19 protein-coding genes are annotated in these 21925 nt (G+C 61.0%); 7 read left to right on the top strand and 12 right to left on the bottom strand.

The features are described from left to right. Nucleotides 1-72 precede the first annotated feature (72 nt). The 3 genes from ABVS03_RS09190 to ABVS03_RS09180 form a co-directional block, all read right to left on the bottom strand. Nucleotides 73-516: a hypothetical protein gene (locus ABVS03_RS09190; protein ID WP_330972762.1), complete on the bottom strand. Its 444-nt coding sequence runs from the start codon at nt 514-516 to the stop codon at nt 73-75. 2 nt (nt 517-518) lie between these two features. Next, nucleotides 519-3836, bottom strand: coding sequence for a glycoside hydrolase family 3 C-terminal domain-containing protein (locus ABVS03_RS09185; protein ID WP_368018871.1), 3318 nt, complete (start codon nt 3834-3836; stop codon nt 519-521). Between the two features lie 129 nt (nt 3837-3965). Then, nucleotides 3966-5918 carry a glycoside hydrolase family 2 TIM barrel-domain containing protein gene (locus ABVS03_RS09180; RefSeq protein ID WP_368018870.1) on the bottom strand — a complete coding sequence of 651 codons (1953 nt, stop codon included), beginning with the start codon at nt 5916-5918 and terminating at the stop codon, nt 3966-3968. A 481-nt stretch (nt 5919-6399) separates the two neighbouring features. Here ABVS03_RS09180 and ABVS03_RS09175 point away from each other — a divergent pair, with 481 nt between their 5' ends. Then, nucleotides 6400-6609, top strand: coding sequence for a hypothetical protein (locus tag ABVS03_RS09175; protein WP_330972759.1), 210 nt, complete (start codon nt 6400-6402; stop codon nt 6607-6609). Nucleotides 6610-7008: 399 nt separating this feature from the next. Here ABVS03_RS09175 and uxaC read toward each other — a convergent pair whose 3' ends face one another. From uxaC to ABVS03_RS09160, 3 genes are read right to left on the bottom strand one after another with little or no spacing between them, the layout of a single operon-like run. Further along, nucleotides 7009-8430: a glucuronate isomerase gene (gene uxaC, locus ABVS03_RS09170; RefSeq protein ID WP_368018869.1), complete on the bottom strand. Its 1422-nt coding sequence runs from the start codon at nt 8428-8430 to the stop codon at nt 7009-7011. Nucleotides 8431-8435: 5 nt separating this feature from the next. Then, nucleotides 8436-9530: a mannonate dehydratase gene (uxuA, locus tag ABVS03_RS09165; RefSeq protein ID WP_368018868.1), complete on the bottom strand. Its 1095-nt coding sequence runs from the start codon at nt 9528-9530 to the stop codon at nt 8436-8438. 28 nt (nt 9531-9558) lie between these two features. Then, nucleotides 9559-11175, bottom strand: coding sequence for a mannitol dehydrogenase family protein (locus tag ABVS03_RS09160; RefSeq protein ID WP_368018867.1), 1617 nt, complete (start codon nt 11173-11175; stop codon nt 9559-9561). Nucleotides 11176-11473: 298 nt separating this feature from the next. On the opposite strand from ABVS03_RS09160, the gene ABVS03_RS09155 reads away from it, so the two are divergent. From ABVS03_RS09155 to ABVS03_RS09145, 3 genes are all read left to right on the top strand, one after another. Beyond that, nucleotides 11474-12193: a GntR family transcriptional regulator gene (locus ABVS03_RS09155; protein WP_368018866.1), complete on the top strand. Its 720-nt coding sequence runs from the start codon at nt 11474-11476 to the stop codon at nt 12191-12193. 146 nt (nt 12194-12339) lie between these two features. Next, complete coding sequence (locus tag ABVS03_RS09150) at nt 12340-12963, top strand: TMEM175 family protein (protein WP_368018865.1); 624 nt, start codon at nt 12340-12342, stop codon at nt 12961-12963. 201 nt (nt 12964-13164) lie between these two features. Further along, entirely contained in the window at nt 13165-14283 is a 1119-nt protein-coding gene (locus ABVS03_RS09145) for a glycerol dehydrogenase (protein ID WP_368018864.1), read from the top strand. A 108-nt stretch (nt 14284-14391) separates the two neighbouring features. Here ABVS03_RS09145 and ABVS03_RS09140 read toward each other — a convergent pair whose 3' ends face one another. From ABVS03_RS09140 to ABVS03_RS09130, 3 genes are all read right to left on the bottom strand, one after another. Then, nucleotides 14392-14652 carry a hypothetical protein gene (locus ABVS03_RS09140; protein WP_330972752.1) on the bottom strand — a complete coding sequence of 87 codons (261 nt, stop codon included), beginning with the start codon at nt 14650-14652 and terminating at the stop codon, nt 14392-14394. Next, a complete protein-coding gene (locus ABVS03_RS09135) occupies nt 14637-15356 on the bottom strand; it encodes an AEC family transporter (protein WP_368018863.1) in 720 nt (239 codons plus the stop codon). Before ABVS03_RS09135 ends, ABVS03_RS09140 begins: the two co-directional genes overlap by 16 nt. Before the next feature lie 1193 nt (nt 15357-16549). Next, a complete protein-coding gene (locus tag ABVS03_RS09130; RefSeq protein WP_368018862.1) occupies nt 16550-17323 on the bottom strand; it encodes a PhzF family phenazine biosynthesis protein in 774 nt (257 codons plus the stop codon). Nucleotides 17324-17503: 180 nt separating this feature from the next. Here ABVS03_RS09130 and ABVS03_RS09125 point away from each other — a divergent pair, with 180 nt between their 5' ends. The 3 genes from ABVS03_RS09125 to ABVS03_RS09115 all read left to right on the top strand — a co-directional run bounded on the left by ABVS03_RS09125 (nt 17504) and on the right by ABVS03_RS09115 (nt 18820). Then, nucleotides 17504-17953, top strand: a complete 450-nt coding sequence (locus ABVS03_RS09125) for a hypothetical protein (protein ID WP_368018861.1) — start codon at nt 17504-17506, stop codon at nt 17951-17953. A 79-nt stretch (nt 17954-18032) separates the two neighbouring features. Beyond that, entirely contained in the window at nt 18033-18338 is a 306-nt protein-coding gene (locus tag ABVS03_RS09120) for a DUF1805 domain-containing protein (RefSeq protein WP_330972748.1), read from the top strand. 179 nt (nt 18339-18517) lie between these two features. After that, nucleotides 18518-18820 carry a YhbY family RNA-binding protein gene (locus ABVS03_RS09115; protein ID WP_368018860.1) on the top strand — a complete coding sequence of 101 codons (303 nt, stop codon included), beginning with the start codon at nt 18518-18520 and terminating at the stop codon, nt 18818-18820. A 96-nt stretch (nt 18821-18916) separates the two neighbouring features. On the opposite strand, the gene ABVS03_RS09110 is transcribed toward ABVS03_RS09115, so the two are convergent. The 3 genes from ABVS03_RS09110 to ABVS03_RS09100 all read right to left on the bottom strand — a co-directional run bounded on the left by ABVS03_RS09110 (nt 18917) and on the right by ABVS03_RS09100 (nt 21898). After that, a complete protein-coding gene (locus ABVS03_RS09110; RefSeq protein ID WP_330972746.1) occupies nt 18917-20188 on the bottom strand; it encodes a DUF4143 domain-containing protein in 1272 nt (423 codons plus the stop codon). Nucleotides 20189-20339: 151 nt separating this feature from the next. Further along, a complete protein-coding gene (locus ABVS03_RS09105; RefSeq protein ID WP_368018859.1) occupies nt 20340-21287 on the bottom strand; it encodes a tRNA dihydrouridine synthase in 948 nt (315 codons plus the stop codon). 344 nt (nt 21288-21631) lie between these two features. Further along, nucleotides 21632-21898 (bottom strand): hypothetical protein, encoded by a 267-nt coding sequence (locus ABVS03_RS09100; protein WP_368018858.1) that lies wholly within the window; start codon nt 21896-21898, stop codon nt 21632-21634. Nucleotides 21899-21925 lie beyond the last annotated feature (27 nt).

Here is a 21925-nt window from a genome sequence, read left to right as displayed (position 1 = left end):
TTGTTCGGACAGATCGGATTGCGCATCAGGCGCTGCCGCCTGCACGGGAAGGATGCAGGCGGCAGCCAGATGCTAGGCGCGCTTTGCGTCAGGAGCGAAGGCCCTCACGACGAGGAGCACGGCAGCCGCAAGCAGAAGGGCAGCCGCTACCACGGTGGCCCTGAAGACGCTCCAGCCGACTGCATTGCCGGAGTTCCAGGTGAAGAGGCCGGAGATCAGCAGGATTCGCGCTGCGAGCACATCGAGGGCGACGCGCGCCAGCAAAAACACGCTCACGCCCTGGGCGATGAAGGGCACGAAGAGCTGTGCCTTGCCCTTGAGCTGGACTGCCTTCGGCACGGCTGCGAGCACGATCGCGCAGACGATGCCCAGAAGGACGAGTGGCAGATTGGCCAGCGCATAGTCGGCGCTGATCGTGCTCGAAAAGACAGCTGCAGCGGCACCTGCCACAGCCAGGATGAGGGCGACGGCTCCGATGTAGAAGCCTGCGCCTTTCTTCTTGTTCATAGCAGCCATTGCTATTCCTCCTTGCCGGCGCCATCGCCGTCATCGGCTGCGCCCTTGGATGCGAGACGGGCCTGGGATGCGAGCGCGCCGATGGCAAGGACGCCGGATGCGGCAGCGAGCCCCAGATACGATCCTCTCCACCAGGTCATGCGCTTCTCGACCTTTGCCGTCGTGTTGTAGCGGTTCACGAGGTTGCTCTGTGCCAAGGCATAGAGCACGTTGTGTGCCGATTCCTTGACATGCTGCTGCAGGTTCGCATCATGCTCGACCGTTGCCATGCCTGCCTGGATCCCATTTGCCTGGGTCCTGAACAACTGGTTGCCCTCGATCGTGGTGCCGGCGCTGTCGAAGCCGGAGATGCCACGAGTATCGTAGCAGCTGACGCCGGAATTGAGGACAGCGGCATAGAGGTCGACGTCGTCGTAAATGTCGGTGACGAAGTAGCCGCGCCCTCCCCATTCGTTTTTGAGGATGTCGGTCATGAGGCCTTCGGAGCAGGTGCACTCGACGGCACCGATCTTGCTGAACGATGTCATCACGCCCTTGAGGCGGCGCGACGGATCGTCTGTGGCATACTTCGCAGCCTCGAACGCAATCTGGAAGGCGCGCAGATCCCCTTCGCGTGCCTTCTGCTCGCTCATGTACGGAGCGACACCGGCGCGGTTCGTTTCCTGGTCATTGAAGGCAAAGTGCTTCGGTGCGACCACGAGGCCGAAGTCCTCGGCACCGACCGCGAATTCCATGCCACAGGTGCCGGTCAGCACCGGATCTTCGGAATAGTACTCGCCGTTGCGGCCGTTATAGGCATGGCGGTGGGTATTGAGGCCCGGACCCCAGAGGATCGGCAGGCCGACAAAGAGCGATTCCTCGCCGACGAGCTGGCCCTCCGCATACATGAGATCGGGATCGAACGATGCAGCGAGCAGCGTGGCTCCGCCCAGGACGCTTCCCTGCCATGCGGCATTGGGGTCTTTCGCATCGATTGCCCAGGGGGAGTTGGCATCGACATTGGCTGTCAGCGACACCGCGAAGCCGATGCCCATGTTCTCGGTCATGTTCGCTTCGCAGAGCCCCAGAGACTTCACGCCTGGGATGGCAGGGCCGCCGAACGTCGCAAGGAAGAGCGCTTCCTTGAGAGACATCTTGTCGAGGGCATCGTTCCAGAGCTCGTCGTCGTAGTCGAGTCCCGCAAGATCCCAGAACATCACGTCCGAGCTCTTGTCCCAGACGATGCCGGAAGTGTCGTCTGTGGTCCTGACCTCGTAGTAGTTGCCGTTCAGGTAGTCGATAAGCTGGGAGTCCGTGAGCGTGAGGTCGGAGTAGGAGTGCGGGTAGGTCCCTGCCCAGTCTGCGCGGGAAAGATAGGTGACCTCGCCCGGCTGGAAGTGGTTCCAGTCTGCATAGTCGAGATGGTTGCTCACTGCCACGCCCGTCTTCGAGACCGAGAACGCATCGGCAGGAAGGACGGCATCCGTGACATCGAGACGCCAGGCATGGGACGCATCTGCGCTTCCCGCGAGGCGTCCGGCATCGACGCCCGAGGCAGCAAGGACTGCATTCAGGGCATCGTGGGCGCCATTGCCAAAGGCGAACCAGTAGGTGCCCGGCTCGAAGACAAAGGAGCCCGTCGTGCCGTCCGCATTCGTCTTTGTCCCGTCATAGCTTGCAAGGTGCTCGAGATCGACCTCGACCGTCACGGTCTCATGGCCACCCGGCTGGATGACGGAGGTCTTCGCGAAGCCCAGAAGCTGGATGGCAGGCTTCTCGACGCCTCCTGCCACATACGGTGCCTGTCCATAGATCTGGACGACCGAGCGGCCCTCAGAAGACCCGGTGTTTGCGACATCGACCGCGACGGTAAGGCGCACCTCGGTGCTGCCCTGCTTGCCCTTCGTGACCGAAAGCTTCGGCTCGCCTGCAAATGTCTGCACGAACGTCGTGTAGGAAAGGCCGTAGCCGAAGCCATAGGTGACCTCGGAGGCGTAGTCCCAGCGGTCTTCGAGGACCGTGGCGCCAGCAGCAGAGGAGGCATTGCCCTGTCCGAGCACGGCGTCGGCGTAGCGCGTCTCATAGTAGCGGTAGCCAGTATAGATGCCTTCTGCCTCGACCACATAGTGGGAAGAGGTATCGGACATACCGCTCGGACGGGTCAGGACATCCTTTGCATTCGCATAGCTGTAGCTGCCCATGTTCTGCATGGCAGGAGCGCTCATGTTGTGTGTTGCCATGATGTCGGAAAGGCAGCCCGACGGGCTCTCGCGGCCAATCAGGATATCTGCGACGCCCAGAAGGCCATAGCAGCCCGGGAAGCCGACAGAGAGGATGGCAGAGATTCCCTCGTCGTCGACAAGCTCTCTGACCTCCATCGTGTTGGAGGAGTTCAGCAGCACGATAACGTTCTGGGAGCACTGCTTGGCCATCTCGATCGCGGCACGCTCGTTGTCGGTCAGGGCAAGCGGCTCTTTGGCACCGGTCCCTTCGGCTACGCCGCCCGGCAGATAGTCGATATTCTCGGCGCTCGGACGTCCCAGGACGACGATGGCTGCATCGGAGTACTGGCCGAAGCTGTCACGGAAGCCCGGCGCTGCCTCTTCGAGCTGGTCCTGCGATGCCTCACGAGGATCGAATGAAGGGGAAGCAGGCTCGTTGTTGCCGAGCTTGTTGCTCTGGTTCACCGCATCATAGGCGGAGATCATCGTGGGGTTCAGCTCGAGGCCTGCACCCTCAATCTCGAACTCGTCTCCCGCCCAAGACTGAATCGTCGGAGCAGGATCGCTGAAGACAATGGCAGAAGAGCCATCCGGATTCTTCACGTGCTTCTTTGCGGCAGCGGTCGCGATGGTGTGGGCGAAGTCGGTCGATGTATCAGACCCCAGCGCCTGCTCGAGCGTGATGCAGGGGCCGGTCGCCTTGGTGCCCATGCCGGAGCCGAGAAGGGGCGTATGGGAACGAGAGCCGAAGAGCGTGACGCGCTCGCCAGGCGCAAGAGGCAGGCCGCGGCCATCTGCGGTCTCGTTCTTCAGAAGGACCGTACCAGAGACTGCCTGGCGCCTTCCCATATCGATTGCCTTCTGGATCAGTGCATGCGAATTTCCGGAACCATCTGCGTTGAGAAGCTCCTCGCTTGGCCTGAATGCCTGATACAGCGGCTCTGCGTCGGTGCTCGTCGAGATGAACTCGGAGCTCTTCGTACCGAAATTCTGGTCGAGCGTCGCAGCATACTGCTCGACAGCGCCGCCGATGCCCGATGCCGCCGCAAGGCCCAGCGCTCCTACCGAAAAGAAGCCGCGGCGGGTCATCAGCCTGTGTTCTGGTGACTTCTTGCCCATGTACTTCACTCCCCCATTTCGCATGGATATCTCTCTGCCTGCGCATGGCAGGCACCTATTTCCCTGCCTGGCCTTTAGAGCCAGGCGCGGTTGCCATATTGGATTGGATTTCTTGTGGTGCCGAAGGCCCTACGTCCAGTTGCCTCCGCCGCCCTTGCCCTTCAGGCTGTAGGCGCCGTTCTCCTTCCTGACGCGCCAGAACTCGGCCGTGTCGGAAAGCGCGCCGGCCTTGGCAGCGATCAAGTTCCTGCCAGGCTGGAGCGTGATGTCGAACGTGAAGACCTTGTCTGCCTGCTTCGCTGCCACAGCCTCGCCGTTCACGCAGAGCGTGACTTCCGGCTGGTTCGAGTAGACCTTGACGCGGATCTTGTCCTGTGCACGGTCGCGGAACCTCTTCGAGCAGATGTGGACCATGGGCTCGGGGTTCCACCAGCACTTGTAGAGATAGAACGCATCCTTCTTCGTCGCCCGGTCGAAGGTGACGAGCCCCTTGTGGTTCATGCCGGGCTCGCCGCCCTGGTCTCTGGCGTCAGCCGCGAAGTCGAACATGTTCCACACATGCGTCGCCCACAGATACGGGTGCCTGCCGAAGAAGCGCAGCATGTACTCATGGTAGATGCACTGGTACTCTTCCGTGTGGTCGCCCCGCCTGGGGTGCTCGGAGTGCAGGTTCGGCATTGCCTCGCATCCGTACTCGCTCATGCCGACCGTGCGCTTCGGATGCACGAGATGGAAGAAGCCGAACCACAGGTCGTTCAGGAACAGGCCTGGCACATACCATCCCAGATAAAGGTTCCAGCTGACCACATCGCTCACGAAGGCTGTCCGGTTGAAGGGGCCGCACATCGCGTAGCAGGCAAGCGTCGTGAACCGCGCAGGATCGAGCTTGTGGCAGAGGTCGTTGAGCGCATGGTGGTTCTCGAGCATCGCCTTCTTGTCGTGCGTCGAGATCGTGATCTCGTTCGAGAGGCCCCAGCACACGATGGACGGATGGTTCGCGTTCTGGACGATGAGCTCTTCCATCTGCGAGCGGGCATTCCCGTTGCCGTGGGCAAGATGCTCGGAGATGTAGGGAATCTCTGCCCAGACGACAAGGCCCCGCTCGTCGCAGAGGTCATAGAAGTGCTGGTCATGCTGGTAGTGGGCAAGGCGCACCGTGTTGGCGCCGACCTCGCAGATCAGCTCGATGTCCTCCTCGTGCATGGCAGGCGTGAGCGCATTGCCGATGCCCTTCCTGTCCTGGTGGCGGGAGACGCCGTGCAGAGGATAGCTCCTGCCATTCAGGAAGAAGCCCTTCTTCGGGTCATAGGAGAAGCTCCTCACGCCGAAGCGCGTGCTCACCTCGTCGAGCTGCGTGCCATCTGCCGCCACGAGCACGGCCTCTGCACGGTAGAGATAGGGGTCATGCGTGCCATCCCAGCGGTGCGCGCCTTCGAGCATGAGCGTCACATCCGTGCCGGTGCCCGAGGCCACACATGCTCCGTCCGCATCGAAGATGCGGACCTTCGTCTCGCAGCTTCCGGCGTCCGGACCCGAGACCCAGGTCCTCACCTGGACCGGCGCATCCCTGTCCCCGTCATGCACCTCAGGCACCACATGGATGCCCGGCGTGCCAGCATATCCAAGCTCGAAATGCGTCTTCGGTACCACGATCAGCTTCACGTCGCGATAGATTCCTCCGTAGAACGTGAAGTCTGCCTTCTGCGGATACACGCGATCATTGATGGAATTGTCGACTGCCACCTCGAGCTCGTCTGCAGTCCCTGCCGGAGCCAGCACGTCCGTGGCATCGACCCTGAAGGTCGAATATCCACCATCATGGTGGGCAAGCAGATGTCCATTGACCGTCACGTCGGCAGAGGCATTGACGCCGCGGAATTCGAGCCATGCCTCCATGGTGGCAGCATCGAAGCCGTCAGGGACCTCGAAGCGGCGCCTGTAGGTGCAGGTGCCACGCCAGTAGTCGTTTCCTCCATCCTGGCCATCCTCGGCGTTCCAGGTATGCGGTACATCGACCTGAACCGTTTCCCCCGAAGGGCCTGTGAACTGCCAGCCCTTGTCCAGATCAAGACAATTGCGCACTGTCCCTCCTGTCTCCCATTTCCTGACTCCTATACTAGTATATCAGTCATACCGGAATCGTCGGAATCTCTCTCTTTTTCCTGCCCATCGGCCAGTGGTTATATATCAGTTGTGAACGGAGTTCTTCCACACTGTGCTGCTGGCATTATGCATTTTTTGCTGGTAATGCGCTATTCAATTCGTCCTATAGGGGCAATCATTCGTTCAGATTCCTCAATTGTCATCCATCAAACTCGTATATTTGTACGAATTACAAGATGTCTTATATATCAGTATGTATGCCACTCCGGAGCAAATCCGGAGCCGGCAGCTCCTTCCACACGTTCTGGGGTGGCGGTAACAGAAGGGCTGGCGGCATGATGTACGCTCTCCGAGTCCTCTTCTTGGACTTCGCGAAAGCAGGTGAGATATCTGTCGTTGGGCCCGGGAATGACCTCTGATTCAAGTCACCGGACCTCGATCTGTATATAGGGGGTCTTCGATGCACGAAGAACCTGGCAGCCCCATCGACGAAAACGTCAAATGCCTCTCCGAGGGCGATGAAGCAAGCGCGTGGGCAGAGCGATGGCTCTCGCCCGAGCGCCTCGCACCCTACCTCGCGTCGTGCGGCGGCATAGAGAAGGCGCTGGACCTCTACGAGTGGAACGCCACCCTCACGCAGGTAGTCATGCGCAAAATCTGCCGCTTCTAGGTCGCGCTGCGAAATGCCTACGACCGCGTGATGTGCGAGCGCTGGGATTCTGGGTCCATCTCACCGACCGTTCCCGCGAGACCGCGATATGGAGGACGTGCCTCTATCGCGCGTGGCCGAAGGGGACGAGAAGGAAGGAGTTCCAGCACCTGCTGAACGGAATACTCCGCGTGAGGAACCGGGCAGCACACACCGAGCGCCTGTTCAACCCTGCCGAGGCAGAGCTCTCTTCCCTCTCGGCAGTTTCTGACGCCATGAGCTGAAATAGCAGCCAGGGTGCATGCCATTGCTTCTGCGAGCAAGGACTTTGAGGCACGCCACCGCTCATGCAGGAACAGCCAGGCTAAAGAGCAGAATGCCTCCCGGCCTTGCCGGGAGGCATTCTGCATGTTTTCTGGCTTAGCGCTCTTCTTCGAAGAAGCCGAAGTAGTCGTGGGCATTTCTGTAGGAGATGTCCTCCACGATCCCGCCGAGCCATTCTTCGTCGGCAGGAATCCTTCCCTGCTCTGCCCATTGCCCGAGAAGGCGGCACAGGACACGCCGGAAGTACTCATGGCGAGGATACGACAGGAAGCTGCGCGAGTCGGTCAGCATGCCGCAGAAGTTGGCAAGCAGGCTCTCCTGGGCAAACACTTCGAGCTGCCTCGTTATCCCTGCGAAGGAATCGGAGAACCACCAGGCGCATCCCAGCTGCATGCGCTGCCGCACGCCGCCCTGGAAGGACTGCATGAGGGTCGCAAGCCCCATCCACTGCGCCTCGTCGAGAGAGTAGAGTATCGTGCGCGGAAGCGCAGAGTGCGTCTGCGCTGCATCGAGAAGCGATGCCACCTCATGCACCAGGCCCGGCTGGTCTCCGACCGAATCGAAGCCGGTGTCAGGACCAAGCTCCTGGAAGCGGCGGGTATTCGCATTGCGGAAGACATTCATGTGGAGCTGGAGCGTCCAGCCATGGGACTCGTACTCCCCCATCAGGAAGAGCGTGAGTGCCGTGCGGTAGGCCTCTGCCTCCTGAGGAGAGACCGGCTCATGGGCAAGCGCCTTAGCGACGATGGCCGCGACCTCTTCCTCATCTGCCGCGACGAACCTGAAGCTGTTGAGTCCATGGTCAGCAAGACGGCCGCCCACCGTGTGGAACGCCTCCACGCGCTGCGCTACTGCCTCCTTAAGGCTCTTCCAGTCCACGATCTCGATACCGGACGCTGCCGAGAGACGCTGCATATAGGACGCAAATCCTTCTGCCTCGATAGCGGAGAGGGCATCAGGACGGAAGGTCGGCAGCATCTTGAAGCCGGGGTCCCTCTCTTCGGCGAGCTTCCTGTGCCAGGAAAGATCGGATGCCGGATCGTCGGTCGTGCAGATGCAGCGCACGCCGAAGCGGCGGATGAGGCCGCGGGCAGAAAAGCCAGGCTCTGCAATGCGCTCGTTTGCGCGCCGCCAGATCTCGGGCGCATTCTTCTCCGTGATTGTGAGGTCTATCCCGAAGGCACGGCGCAGCTCCAGATGGCTCCACTCATAGAGCGGATTGCCTGGTGCCCGCCCGATCGTGCGGACATAGGCACAGAACTTCTCGTATGGCTCCCCGTCGCCGGTGATCAGGCGCTCCGGCACGCCCTCCGCACGCATCAGGCGCCACTTGTAATGGTCGCCTCCGCCATTGTCGAAGAGCCACAGCTGGGTCAGGTCCTTGAAGTGCACATCCTCGACGACCTGGGCCGGATCGAGATGGCAGTGGTAGTCGATGATGGGCTGGCCTTCTGCATGCCCATGGAAGAGCTTTCTGGCCCACTCGGTGTCGAGCAGGAAATCATCGTCCATGAACATGGAGATCATGCCTCCTTGGCAAGGGCGGCGTCCTTCTCGAGCGTCTCCCAGATGCCGTTGATGTAGGTGCAGCCAAGCGCCCTGTCATAGAGGCCATAGCCCGGACGTCCGGTCTCGCCCCAGATCATGCGGCCATGGTCGGGACGGATATAGCCGTCGAACCCGTTCTCGAAGAGCGCCCGGCACATGCGCCAGACATCGAGCGAGCCTTCGCGGGACAGGTGCGGCGCCTCGTAGAAGTCCTTGCTCTTTCCCGGCTCGAGATAGCGGATGTTGCGCATGTGGACGAAGTGGATGCGTCCGCGCTTAGAGAACTCGTCGAGGATCGCATAGACGTCGTTTGCGGGCTCCTCCGCGATCGACCCGCAGCAGAGCGTGATGCCGTTCGCGGGGGAATCGACCGCACGGCAGAGCCAGTCGAGGTCGTCGCGGCTCTTGATGATGCGGGGAAGGCCGAACATCGAGTAGGGGGGATCGTCCGGATGGATCGCCATCTTCACGCCGCACTCCTCGCAGGTCGGGATGATGGCCTTGAGGAAGTAGACGAGGTTGTCGCGCAGGGCCTGCTCGTCGACGTCCCTGTAGAGCTCGAAGAGCTCCTTCAGGTGGGCGAGGCGCTCGGGCTCCCAGCCGGGAAGGACATAGCCGTCCGTGCCGTGCGCGTAGCGCTCGAGCAGCGCGTCCGGGTCGTCGGGGATGTCCTCCTTCCTGAAGCAGAGCGTGGAGGATCCGTCGGGAAGGCGATAGTCGAGGTCGGACTTCACCCAGTCGAAGACCGGCATGAAGTTGTAGCAGATGACCTTGACGCCGAACTCGGCGAGATTCCTGATGGTCTCCTTGTAGTTCTCGATGTAGCGGTCGCGGGAGGGAAGGCCTGCCTTGATGTCGTCGTGGATGTTCACGGACTCGATGACCTCGCACCCGAGGCCATGCTCCGCCGCCTGGCCCACGAGCGCCGCGATCTTCTCCTTCGGCCATACCTCGCCTGCCGGCACGTCCATCAGGCATCCGACGATGCCCGAGACGCCCGGGATCTGATGGATGTAGTCCAGAGGGATCGGATCGGACCCTTCCCCGTACCACCTGAATGTCATCTTCATGAGCGGAATCCTCTTTTCGCTGTGATGCCTATCCGACATAGTGCTTGATCGTTGCTGCAACGGCTCCCGGACCGGAAAGCTCCTCGAGCAGCATCTGCTCCACCTTCGCGCCGAGCCCCGCCTCATAGAGGTCGACGACGAAGATCTCCCTGTTCGAAAGGATCGGCCCTGCCGCAGCATGCACGGATGCCGCATCGGCACAGCCGAGCGAAAGCGGAGAGAGCTGTGCCTGGAGCTCGTCCAGGAGCGGATCGGGGCTGGGGTCGAACGGAGCGCCATTGTCGTCCACGCCGATCAGGTAGCGCAGCCACCCTGCGATCGCGAGCGGGATGAAGGTCAGGCCGGACGGATCGAGGTCCGGATTCTCTGCATAGGCCTTGAGCGTATGCCCGAAGCGCACCGGCACCTTCTGGGAGGTATCGGTCGCGATGCGCTGCGGCGCATCGGGGAGCGCCTTGTTCGGCAGGCGCTTCTCGACGAGCTCGTCGATGAAGGAGCCTGGGTCGATCACCTTGGGATCGACGACGACGGGCAGGTCCTCGTCGTAGCCGATATGGCGGATCAGCGCCACCAGATCCGGGTTTTCCATCTCCTGCCAGATGCGCGTATAGCCGAGAAGGCACCCATAGACGGCAAGCGCCGTGTGGAGCGGATTCAGGCAGGCGGTGACCTTCATCGTGTCGGCACGCTCAGCCGTCTCGCGGTCGCAGAGGATGACGCCGCCGGCCGAAAGGTCGGGGCGGCCGTTCGGGAAGGAGTCCTCGACGACGAGGTAGTGCGCCTGCTCGGTGTTGGAGAAGCCGGCGAAGTGCGCACGGCCGGCAGCGATGAGCGGCAGGTCGCCGAAGCCCTGCTCCTTCAAGGCCGCTTCCGTCTCGGGGGAGGGGTTCGGCGTGATGCGGTCGATCATGGTCCAGGGGAAGCTCACCCGGGACTCGTCGGACACATAGGAGACGAAGCCCCCGTCCACGAATCCGTGCTCCTGCCATGCCTGGGCGACATCGAGGACCGCCGTGCGGAAATGCTCGCCGTTGCGGCTGAAGTTGTCGGTCGAGACCATGGCGATGGGGGCAGCCCCTGCCTGGTAGCGGGCATGGAGCAGGGCTGCGAAGGTCCCCATCGTCGTCTTCGGCGCAGCGGGGCCGGAAGCGAAGTCGCTCTCTGCCGGGGCAGAGAAGCTGCCATCTGCCGTGCGCAGGGCATAGCCCTTCTCGGTGATCGTCACCGTGACGAGCTGGAGCTCGGGGCTCTCGAAATAGGCCCTGGCACGTGCCCAGTCCTCGGGACGCTCCGCATTCGCGAAGAGCGCATCTGCCGTCGAGGCAAGGACACGCTCCGAAAGCGAGCCATCGGGATTCATGATGACCTGGAGGATATCGTCGTTGTACGGCTTGTAGAGCTCGTCGACCGTGAAGGGGCGGAAGGTCTCCATGACGACGACGCCGCGGGAAAGCTCTCCTGCATCGATCAGGTCCTGGGCGATGGCTGCATGGAAGGCGCGGTAGAGGTTGCCACCTCCCACATGGATCCACACCGGCTGCTTCCTGCCGGCCTCGCGCACGGCATCGACGTCGCCTTTCGGCAGCCTGATGCCGTGTTCCTCGAATTCCCTGCGCTGGCTCTGCCACTGTTTGAGGGACAACATGTCGATCTCCTTGACTTTAGGGCGCTGTTCGGGCTCCTGCTTGGTATTGATGGTGGTACTAGTATATCAGTTGAATCGGCTTGTATAGTACAGTTTCGCCTGAAATTCTTGAGATTTCGGTCACTGTCTGATACCAATTCTTGCTAATGCCCCAAATATGCCCAAACAGATGTGGGAGCAGCGCAGAACCCAGCGCAATTCTCCGCCTATACTCGTATATCAATCATGCCGGTTCGCTGCTGCATGAAAATGAACTAATATACTCTTGAGCGTCATCAATACCAACCAAGGAGCTGTCATGGCAGACGAGCAGACCCAGGAATCAGGAGAGAGCCTCCAGCTCAGAGCCTACGAGACCATCCGCGAAGGCATCCTGTATGCGACCTATGCCCCCGGAGACAGGCTCCAGGTCAAGGACCTGTGCCAGGATCTCGATATGGGCAGGACCCCGGTCCGCGAATCCCTGGTACGTCTCAGGCAGGAGGGGCTGGTCGAGACCGTTCCCCAGAGCGGCACCTACGTGCGCTGCATCAGCCTGCGCTCTGTCGAATGCGCACGCTATGTGCGCGAGACCCTCGAGCGCCAGGTCGCGGTCGAGTGCTGTGCACGCATCGATGCCGCGGGCGAGGAGCTGCTCTCCCAGATCATGCACCGTGCCCAGGAAGCCTGCGCGTCCCACGGGACACGGGAGTTCTTCGACAGCGACAACGAGTTCCATGAGGCGCTCTACCGCATTGCCGGAAGGGACCGGGTCTGGGAGTGGCTCGGCACCCTCGATATGGACCTGCAGCGCTACCGGTGGCTGCGCGTGCTGACAGAAAAGCTCGACTGGAATGCGATCATGCACCAGCATGACAGGATCTTCGACGCAATCTCCGGCCACGATGCAGAGGAGACCGACTTTCTGGTCAGCAACCACCTGCATCTGCTGTTCGAGGAATCCTCTGCCGTCATCGACCGCTTCCCCACCTACTTCATCGAGGACCGCCCCCAGAAGCAAGCGCATGGCCGCGCCTGAGCCTGCCCAGAAGCATCAGCCCCGTCGGCTAAAGACATCTTCTCGAGCATGCAGCAGCCCGCACTGCCGCTCTGCCGCGCATCTTCTACAATCGGGAGCAGAGAAGGGCTTTGGCCCTTCGGAAAAGCGATCAGAAAGGCGGGCTCATGCCAAAAGGGCGTATGGAAGCCATGAGCGACGGCGTCATTGCAATCATCATCACGATCATGGTCCTTACCATCTCGGCTCCTGAAGGAGCGACGTTCGAAGACCTTGCCTCGCTCGGCCCGGCAGTGCTTTCCTACGCAATCAGCTTCGTCGGCGTCGGCACCTACTGGAACAACCACCACCATCTGCTGAATCTGGTGCAGCGGGTCGACGGCAGGATGCTGTGGTCGAACCTGCTCTTCCTCTTTGTCATGTCCTTCATGCCGGTAGCGACCGACTGGCTCCAGAAGACCCATTTCCAGACGCTTCCGACCACCGTCTACGTCGTGCTCAACCTGCTGCTGTCGCTTTCCTACATGAACCTCGAGCGCGTCATCCGCCACGACCTGGCGTGCCAGTACTCCGTCACGGGCATGGAAGAGCTCCAGAAGCGCTCGCTGGTGAAGGAGCGCGCAACGCTTGGCCTGGAAGTTGCTGGCATCGTTCTGGCAATCTTTGCTCCCCAGACGCATATCGCCTTGGCCGCCATAGCGCTTGCCTTCGCATTCTGGGTGGTCCCTGACCTGAGAATCGTGCATCTGCTCGATTTCATGTCCTCGGACAGCGAAGACGGAACACGTTAGGCCAGAGAAGAAGGCTTCCTTCGGCAGAGGCCGAGCGCAGCACGGCGCCTTCTTTCCGACAGCTGTCTTCTTCTCCCTTTCCATGCTAGAGCGAAGGCTGTAATGGGGTATCAACACAGGAAGGCCGCCAGGGCCGCACAGCGGTCTTCGGCTTCCCGGAACCTGCGATGCCGGCACATGGCAAAAAAGGAGAGGATAACGATGAAGCTTCTTCGTGCAATGCGCGAGCCCCTGAAGTATGTCCAGGGCAAGGATGCGCTCCTGAAGTTCAAGGACGAGATGGGATACATGGGGAGCCGCTGGCTCTTCATCTGCTCCAAGAGCGGCTACAAGGCCTGTCACGACAAGATCGAGCAGAGCTTCGGCGATGACTCAAGCTATCGCCGCTACGAGGTCTTCGGCGGCATCTCGAGCAAGGGCGAGATTGCCAAGATGAAGAAGATCGTCGAACAGGACAAGATCGACGCCGTGGTTGCCTGCGGCGGCGGCTCGGCAGTCGATACCGCAAAGGCGACAGCCTACTACACCGGCAAGAAGGTCGTCATCATCCCGACGGTCGCCGCGACCGATGCCCCCTGCACCGGACTCTCCGTCATCTACAACGACGACGGCAGCTTCGACAAGTATCTCTTCTATCCCCAGAACCCGGACGCCGTGATGGTCGACTCCCAGGTCATCGCTGATGCACCGGCACGCTTCCTCATTGCCGGCATGGGCGATGCTCTGGGCACCTACTTCGAGGGCCGCGCCTCCATCCGCACCGAGTCCCCGAGCCTTGAAGGCACCGGCATCACGCGTGCCGGCATGGCACTGGCAAAGCTCTGCTACGAGACACTCAAGAACTACGGAAAGCAGGCTCTTGCTGCCTGCGAGAACCATGTGGTCACGCCGGCACTCGATGCAATCATCGAGGCAAACGTCTATCTGTCCGGCGTGGGCGCAGACAACGTGAACTGCGCTGCTGCCCACTCGTTCTATAACGGGCTCACGGCACTCGGCGGCCATAGCGTGCCGCACGGAAACTGCGTCGCCTTCGGCACGCTGGTCCAGCTCACGCTCGAAGGTGCCACGAAGGAGGAGTTCGAGGACATCCAGGACTTCTGCCTGGAGGTCGGCCTGCCTGTGACGCTCGAAGAGCTCGGCGTCACGACCGACGAGCAGATCCACACGATCGCAGAGCATGCCTGCGTCCCCGGCGAGACGATCCACAACCTTGCAGGCGATGTCACGCCCGACGAACTCTATGCCGCCATCGTCGCGACCAATGCCCAGGGCGAGGCACTGCTTGCTTCCAAGGGCGAGGGCTCCACTGCCTGCTAGCAGGCACTCCTGCCCCATCCGCCGCATGGAGAAGGGGATTCTGGCCAGGCCAGGGTCCCCTTTTCCCTGCCTATGGGACAGGGAAAAGGACGCAGAGCCGATGCTTCCCTATGCCACGAAGCCGCCGGCACGCAGCATCCAGAGCCACAGCGTGAGCGTCAGGGCGCATCCCAGCGTTGTCATCATCACGATGGTCGAGGTGAGCGTCCCGTCGTGTCCCATATTGCGCGCCATAACATAGCAGCTCACCGTGGAGGCAGACCCCAGCATCACAAGCAGGGCAATGAGCTGCTGGTTGCGAAATCCCATATGGATAGCCAGGGGCATGAAGACCACGACGAGCCCCACAAGCTTCACGACGCTTGCCACGGCAGAGGCGCCCAGGCTCCTGCGCGCAGGCGGAACCTGAACTCCGCCCCCAGAGCCATGAGACCCAGAGGCGTCGCGAGCACCGCCACGTTGCCAACGGTCGACGCCAGAATCTTGGGCATGGGCAGGCCCAGAAGCGACCAGGCAAACCCTGCAGCGATTCCCAGGATGATGGGGTTGGTCGCAACGCCGAAGAGCGCCTTGCGCACCAGCGCGCCCACCGTAGGGCCAGACGAGCCATCTCCTGGCGCCGTGAGCGTAAGCACCACTACGGCAGCCACGTTGTAGAGCGGAACGCTCCCCAAGATCATGAGCGCCGCCATGCTGGTCGAAGAGCTTCCATAGACATTCTGGATGAAGGCAATGCCCAGAATCGCTGCCGAGCTGCGGCAGCTCGCCTGGATGAATTCGCCGCGCTCGGCCACATCGTGCACGACCAGATGGGACAGCAGCACGATTGCCACCATGCTCGCCGCTGTAGCGACGAAGCAGAACAGCACATAGCGCCCATCCCAGGCAGCCACAAAATCCTGGGTCGCAAGATCCTGGAACAGCAGGACGGGAAGGGCCACTTTGAACACGAAGGCGTTGAGGTAGTCTGCAAAGCGCCTGTCCATCAGCCCGATATGCCGCAGGAACATGTCCAGGAGCATGGTAAGAAAGATGGGAAATGTCGCATTGACGCTGAAGATGAAGCTGTCCACAAGGTTCCTTTCGCAATCCGCCTGTGCCGTGGCGCCACCCACCGGCAGCGACGCAGTCTGAGGCATTGTAGACCCAGGCGCATCGAGCGGACGGATCCGCAACGCCCCGGTTACCACATGCAGGCAAGAACGCCAAAGTCTGCAGCCGGACCAGGTCGTGCGTCCTCCCTTGAAAGGAAGCTTCCTTAGAGGCAGCCAGCCATTCAAGCTGTTCGCCGCTTGATGATTCTCGGGGAACGGCATCAGGCTGCCAGGAGAAGAAGCCCGGAAAGCCCCTGCGGCACAGTCTCCAAAGCACCGCATCGGAGCGCGCTCCATACGCCATGCCAGCCGTCTGAAGCGGCAAAAAGGGCTCTTCGCTGTTTCTGGCGGGCAACACCTGCCAGCTTCTTCTGGGAAGCGAAGCCCAGGTGGCCCCATCTCAGGAATGTCATCGTTCTGTAGCAGGCGATGCTCCTGAAGCCCCTGGCAGCGCTGCGGCGGACCGGATCGTCGCATCGAGGCCTTCGCGGACAGACTCTCTCTTCCGCCAGCTGGGCATGCGCTCCCGCTCCTTCCCGAGCGTTCCTGTTGTGGCCTTCATCTCGGCCAATGGGGAGCGCATCATCCAGGAACAGAGCCTGCCGAGTGCGGCCGCACGCCTCGGCATCCGCCAGACAGCCCCGCCCGGCATGCGCAGCGCCGAATCCATCTGGACCGCCGTCAGCCCGGGGGCCATGACCAGCGTCTGTGGCTCGAAAAGGGCATGAGGCGTGAGCCCATCCTGCCCCCTGGCATGGATGCCATGCTCCGTGTGTTTTGTCAACACGGTCTTGTCCGAGATTGCCCGCTGACCAGTTTCGCTAGGAACGCATTCCTGCTGAAGCCCGGCGGATCGGCAATGCGCATGCTCTTCTTGTCCGCGAGCTCTTCCTCCGTCCCGGCCTCCTTTGCCCGGTTGAGGGCAGCCCAGCCCTTGAGCCAGCCAGCGCGCCTGCTTGCGTGCGTGATGATGGAGACTGCCGCGGACCTGTCCGGCGTGTCCATGGCACATAGGGCAGACTGGAGCCTCCGGGCCGGACTTATGGCCCATGCGAGCCGCTCCGGCACCCGGGCCACTGCGATACCGAAAGGACATTTCCCAGGCTTTGCCGGACGGACCTGCAGACGTGGCTGCAGCTGGCCGGGCGGGACTGAAGGCAAGGCATCGGCAGCTAGACGCTCAGCTCCGCTTCCGCGAACAGGACCGCCTTGCCGGCAATCTTCACACGGCCGTCCGCCAGGGTAGCACGAAGCTCGCCTCCCCGCTCGGATGCCTGATAGCAGCTGAGCTCCGTCTTTCCCAGCCTTGCACACCAGTACGGCGCAATCATGCAGTGCGTGCTGCCGGTTACGGGATCCTCGTCGATAGCGAGCTTGGGTGCAAAGACCCGCGAGACGCAGTCGTATTTCTCGCCTCGTGCCGTCACGGCCACAAGAAGCCCATCCAGCTCCTTCATGCGTCCCTGGTCGGGATGGAGCTCGCGGACGTCTTTCTCCGAGGGAAGCACGAGCATAAGATCACGGTCGAGATAGGCCTCCTTGGGCCTCACGCCAATCGCTGCCTCCATAGCATCAGTGACAGGAACGGCTGTGCAGGCGTAGGACGGAAAGTCCATCACATAGAGGTCGCCCTGCCGCTCGACAGAGCACCTGCCCACCTGCGTGTCGAAGGCAATGGATGCGGCATCCGGACAATAGAAGCGGAAGAGCACGAATGCGGTGCCGAGGGTCGCATGCCCGCAGAAGTCGATCTCACCGCCCGGCGTGAACCAGCGCAGATGCCACCCTTGCTGCTCCCGCACGACGAATGCCGTCTCCGAGAACCGGTTCTCCTTCGCGATGTCTTGCATCAGCCGGTCGGTAGGCCATTCGTCGACGACGCAGACGGCAGCCTGGTTCCCGCAAAAGAGCTGGTCGGTAAAGGCATCGACAATGTATTGCTTCATGGAAGTCTCCTGTTTCTGCCGCTTTCCAGAGCGTGACCATTCTCCCACAGCCCCGGCTCTCTGCCAGGGACGCCTGCAAAGGCAGACAGACTCTTGACGGCACGGCACTGCCCTGAAGCGAAGTCCTGTTGCCAAGGACGGCTATGATGGCAGTCAGAAGAGCCGCGAGAAAGGTGAAGCATGGAGAAGCTGCCGCCTCTGCAGAAGGTCTATGAAGCATGGAGCGCCCTTGCCGATGGCAGGGTCGAGATGGGAGAGGACACCGCAGACGTCGCTTCCTCGAACGGTGCCAAGCACTACATGGTCAGCTGGACCGAAGACACGTATTCCTCGAACGACAATGCAAGCTACTGGCAAGGATATGCAGGATATCCCGTCCTCGCTGTCCTCATGAAGCAGGGAAAGCTGCCCTGCGCCGATATGCTCGTCCCCCGCTTTGCGCATATCGACTGGAATGCCCTCAACAAGAAGCACAAGAGGGACTATGCCGCAGCGGCACAGGAAGCCTTCGAGGAGGCAGGCCTTGCCGCTGACGAGATCGCTCGGGCAGAGGCGGCAGCCCAGAAGGCGCTCGAGGCCCTGGCGGCCCTTCCCATCAGGATGAAGCGCAAGGGACGCCCTGCCAAGTAAACGAGCAGGAAATGTATCCGCCGTATCATCGAAGCGGACCGATCCAAGCTGTCAGAGCAGCCAGAACAGAGGAGGAGCAATGACTACGACCGAGCTCATCAGACTGGACAATGGATATGCAGAAGGAACCATGGTGCCGGCACTTGCCGGCGAGGGACACGCAAACCTGCTTGTGATCCGCTGTGCCAGGGGCTTTCTCATGTGCGGATACCTGAGCCTCGAGAAGGCAGAGCAGCTCGGCGATGCAGCCGTGCGTGTCGCAGGGTCGAGCTTCGATGAGGTCCTCACGAACAAGATCACCGGCATGACGCCTGCCGCCGAAGCCCTTGGCATCACGCCTGGCATGAGCGGCCGCGAGGCGGCAGGGATCCTGAACCGGCAGTAGGCAGGGGCGCAGCTCCTGCATGTCTGTCCTTCCGCTCATGGATTGCAGGAGTATTTGCCTCATCCTGCCATCCGATACCGTATCATCGGGTGGGCCAGATTGCCGGACACCGCTGCCGGCCCATCACAGATACGAGGCAGGCAGACATCTCTGCCTGCACTTTCCAGAAAGAGGATTCCATGGAACTCACCGGCCGCCAGATCAGGCAGCTCCGCAGCCTCGCCAACAGGCTCGAGGCAACCGTAGGCATCGGCAAGGCAGGCATCACGGATGCTGTCGTGCACCAGATGGACAATGCACTCGAAGCCCATGAGCTGGTGAAGTGCTCTGTCCAGGGAAGCGCTGGCATGGACGCCCGCGAGGCTGCTATTGCCCTCTCCCGACCGACCCATTCTGCCGTCGTCCAGGTCATCGGCCACCGCTTCGTGCTCTACCGCGAGACCCACCGCGACGATGTGGAGAAGATCCAGCTCGTCAAGTAGAGCCTACTCAGACAGCCAATTGCCCAGTCAGCCCGCTTCCAGATGGAGGCGGGCCGACTTTGTATCAGAGGAGCATCGAAAGATGGAGCCATCTGGTCAATGTGCCAGACAGCCAAGCGGAACGACATGGACACCATCAGGCCGCGTGTAGGCATACTTGCCCCCGGTCAGCACCATCAGGAAACTCGGAGCACCCATCTTCTCGTGATCCACCTTCTCAGATAGCGACAAGAGATTGCCGGCGCCTTCCTCTATGCGGTCCTTGCCTCCGAGCTTCACCTCTATGCCAGCCCAGTGCCCATCATTGAGCTGGATGACAGCATCAGCCTCGAGGCCGTTTTTGTCTCGATAGTGATAGATTCTCCCTCCGAGCGGACGTGCATACACGCGCAGATCGCGAACGCAGAGCGTCTCGAACAGATAGCCCATGGTATTCAGGTCGTTGAGCAGTCCTTGCGCATTGCAGCCCAGCGCAGCTGCCGCAAGAGACGGATCGCACAGGTGCCAGACACGTGCCTTGCGAAGCGGTGTCTTGGAACGAAGATTGGGAGCCCAGGCTTCGATATCAGTAATGACATAAAGCCTACGCAGCGCATTGAGATAGACCCTGAGCGTCGGGTCGCTGATCTTGACCGTGTCCTGGACATCTGCCAGAAGGGTTGCCAACGATGCTTCCTGAGCGCTGCAGCGCGCAAGAGAGCGCAGAAGAGCCCGTGTCCTTGATGAATCGAGATCCTGGTTTGCAGCTTGTGAGACATCTGTTTCGCAGAGCGCCTCTATGTAATCTTCCGCGATGCCTGGATCTGGCCTTCCGAACGAGATGGGCGCGGGCCAGCCTCCATTGCAGATGAGTTCAGCATAGCCCTCGATATCGATATCCGAGCTTCCCTGAACGCGCCCATTCTCCTCAAAGAGTTTTGCCAAACTCACGTCTTTGGAGGAATCCCCCGACTCTTCCAGCGTCATGGTATCCATCTCCATGCGCGCGATACGGCCTGTTCCCGTATGCTTCGGAGCATCCTCCTCGTCGAGGCTGAGAGGAGTTGCAGAACCAGTCAAGATATACTGGCCTGGAACGCCGCCCGCAACATCCACGGCATTGATTACCGTATCCCAGAGCACAGGAGCTACCTGCCACTCATCAATCAGGCGCGGTTTGCCTCCTCTCAGCAGGAGAGACGGCTGTATCTCAAGTGCATCCGCGCTAGCAGCAAGCACATCTGGATCGCGAAGCATAAGGGAGCTCTTTGCTACCTGCTGACAGGTCGACGTCTTGCCGCACCACTTTGGCCCGCGTACAAGAAGTGCACCAGAACGGTCAAGACGCTTTGAAAGCTCTTCGTCAGCTATCCTAGGCATGTATTTCATATTAGGCCTCCCATCAGGGAATATTGTACCCTACTTTAGGGTTTGGCTGCTGTTCCGCTTTAGGGTTTGGCTGCTGTTCCGCTTTAGGGTTTGGCTGCCGGCGCAGTCTCCGACATTGCTCGGGCAGCCAAACCTCAGCGCTCATTGCACTTCAGGGACGATATACCGCCTCATCTGCCAGCTCTACCCCATTGAAGATACGCTCCACTGCCTTCTCGTACTCATCTGCCTTGCGGACCTTCCTCACAAGACGCCACACCTTCTGCGGATCTGCGAAAGCGAACCGCGCATAGGACCACCACTCCTTCATGCGGAAGAGGGCATTGCCTCCCATCTCTTCCTCATATCCCTCGAATAGCCTGTCATGGAACTCCCTGATCTCCTCAGCTGTAGCGGCAGGACCGCCTTTTAGCATGCGCCCCAGGGCCGGATTTGCCAGGATGCCCCGGCCCAGGAGGACATGCGTGGTCGCAGGATAGCTCCTCAGCAGCTCTTCGAAGTCTGCGACCGAGAAGATGTCCCCGCTGAATGCGACAGGGAAGGGTGCCTTCTCGAGCGTCTCTCCATAGCATGAAAGATGTGGTGTCCCCCGGTAGAGCTCTGTCCTCACCCGGGGATGGACGATGAGCTCCTTCAGAGGGCAGCGGCAGAGGACAGCAAGGATTCTCCCGTATTCCCCGACATCGGCAAGGCCCAGGCGTGTCTTGACCGAGACAGGCAGAGGCGACCTGGCACAGATGTCCTGGAGAAACCTCTCGAGCCCTTCCGCATCGCGCAGAAGCCCGGCGCCCTTGCCTTTTGCGACAACCGTTCCGGAAGGACAGCCCAGATTGAGATTGACCTCGCTGTACCCGAGCTCGGCCAGAAGGCCCGCTGTCCAGACAAAATCGTCGGCATCCTTCGTCAGCAGCTGGGGGATGACAGAGCGGCCATCCTGTTTTCCCAATGCCTTCAGCGTCTTCTCGGTGAAGGCCTTCCCTGGATGTGCCGGCGCGATGAAGGGGAGATAGCAGCTGTCGAGCGCACCGAAACAGGAAGCATGGGCTTTGCGGAAGACAGGTCCGGTTATTCCCTCCATAGGTGCCAGCGAGAGCTTCACAGGCTTCTCCTCCATCTCGTCTCGGCAGAAACAGCAACTCCATTGTATCCGCCGATGGCGCACCGCCATGAAGTCCCTCAGCATATAGAAGAAGGGAGATGCCCCGAGCATCTCCCCTTTCTGCAATCCGTCCAACTCTTTTATCTCTATGCCTTGTGCCAAGGTGCATGGCCATTCGCGATGTTGAGGAGGCTCGTTGCCAGCCATACCGGCATAGCCCCTCCTGCGCAGTTGACGAGGCCGAAAAGTGCACATCCTGCGCTCGATGGCACCGGCAAGCGCCTGGCCCACCTGGCACACGGTCATCATGGCCGTGCCGCCACGTGTCAAGAGCACGTTCTTCTTCATCTTGGCAATGGACTCGACAAGGAAGACCCAGACGGGACGCCTGCTGCGAAGATGAAGTCATCGCAGCTGCAGAAGTGGGCCTTGAGCTCATCATCTGACATCTCGAGGTAGTTGCCGAACTCGATCTTCATCTCCGGAGGAAGCGGCGCCCCTTCCGGCAGCGGCGGCAATGCGAGCGTTGCCGCCTCATGGCCGCGGGCTATGAGCTCGTGCACCGCCTCGCTTCCCAGAAGCCCTGTGCCGCCGACCATGAACACCTCCATGGAATCCTCTCGCCATCTGTCCAGCCT

It is taken from the genome of Olsenella sp. AGMB03486, from assembly GCF_040884255.1.
Lineage (GTDB): Bacteria > Actinomycetota > Coriobacteriia > Coriobacteriales > Atopobiaceae > Olsenella_L > Olsenella_L kribbiana.
This window is presented reverse-complemented; position numbering and strand designations above follow the sequence as displayed.

Bases quoted from the DNA above. Each gene is read 5' to 3' on its own strand.
- ABVS03_RS09175 (WP_330972759.1), top strand. From the start codon at position 6,400: ATGCACGAAGAACCTGGCAGCCCCATCGACGAAAACGTCAAATGCCTC.
- ABVS03_RS09125 (WP_368018861.1), top strand. From the start codon at position 17,504: ATGGAGAAGCTGCCGCCTCTGCAGAAGGTCTATGAAGCATGGAGCGCC.
- ABVS03_RS09110 (WP_330972746.1), bottom strand. From the start codon at position 20,188: ATGAAATACATGCCTAGGATAGCTGACGAAGAGCTTTCAAAGCGTCTT.
- ABVS03_RS09120 (WP_330972748.1), top strand. From the start codon at position 18,033: ATGACTACGACCGAGCTCATCAGACTGGACAATGGATATGCAGAAGGA.
- ABVS03_RS09130 (WP_368018862.1), bottom strand. From the start codon at position 17,323: ATGAAGCAATACATTGTCGATGCCTTTACCGACCAGCTCTTTTGCGGG.
- ABVS03_RS09185 (WP_368018871.1), bottom strand. From the start codon at position 3,836: ATGGGCAAGAAGTCACCAGAACACAGGCTGATGACCCGCCGCGGCTTC.
- uxuA (WP_368018868.1), bottom strand. From the start codon at position 9,530: ATGAAGATGACATTCAGGTGGTACGGGGAAGGGTCCGATCCGATCCCT.
- ABVS03_RS09145 (WP_368018864.1), top strand. From the start codon at position 13,165: ATGAAGCTTCTTCGTGCAATGCGCGAGCCCCTGAAGTATGTCCAGGGC.
- uxaC (WP_368018869.1), bottom strand. From the start codon at position 8,430: ATGTTCATGGACGATGATTTCCTGCTCGACACCGAGTGGGCCAGAAAG.
- ABVS03_RS09150 (WP_368018865.1), top strand. From the start codon at position 12,340: ATGCCAAAAGGGCGTATGGAAGCCATGAGCGACGGCGTCATTGCAATC.
- ABVS03_RS09160 (WP_368018867.1), bottom strand. From the start codon at position 11,175: ATGTTGTCCCTCAAACAGTGGCAGAGCCAGCGCAGGGAATTCGAGGAA.
- ABVS03_RS09190 (WP_330972762.1), bottom strand. From the start codon at position 516: ATGGCTGCTATGAACAAGAAGAAAGGCGCAGGCTTCTACATCGGAGCC.
- ABVS03_RS09155 (WP_368018866.1), top strand. From the start codon at position 11,474: ATGGCAGACGAGCAGACCCAGGAATCAGGAGAGAGCCTCCAGCTCAGA.
- ABVS03_RS09100 (WP_368018858.1), bottom strand. From the start codon at position 21,898: ATGGAGGTGTTCATGGTCGGCGGCACAGGGCTTCTGGGAAGCGAGGCG.
- ABVS03_RS09115 (WP_368018860.1), top strand. From the start codon at position 18,518: ATGGAACTCACCGGCCGCCAGATCAGGCAGCTCCGCAGCCTCGCCAAC.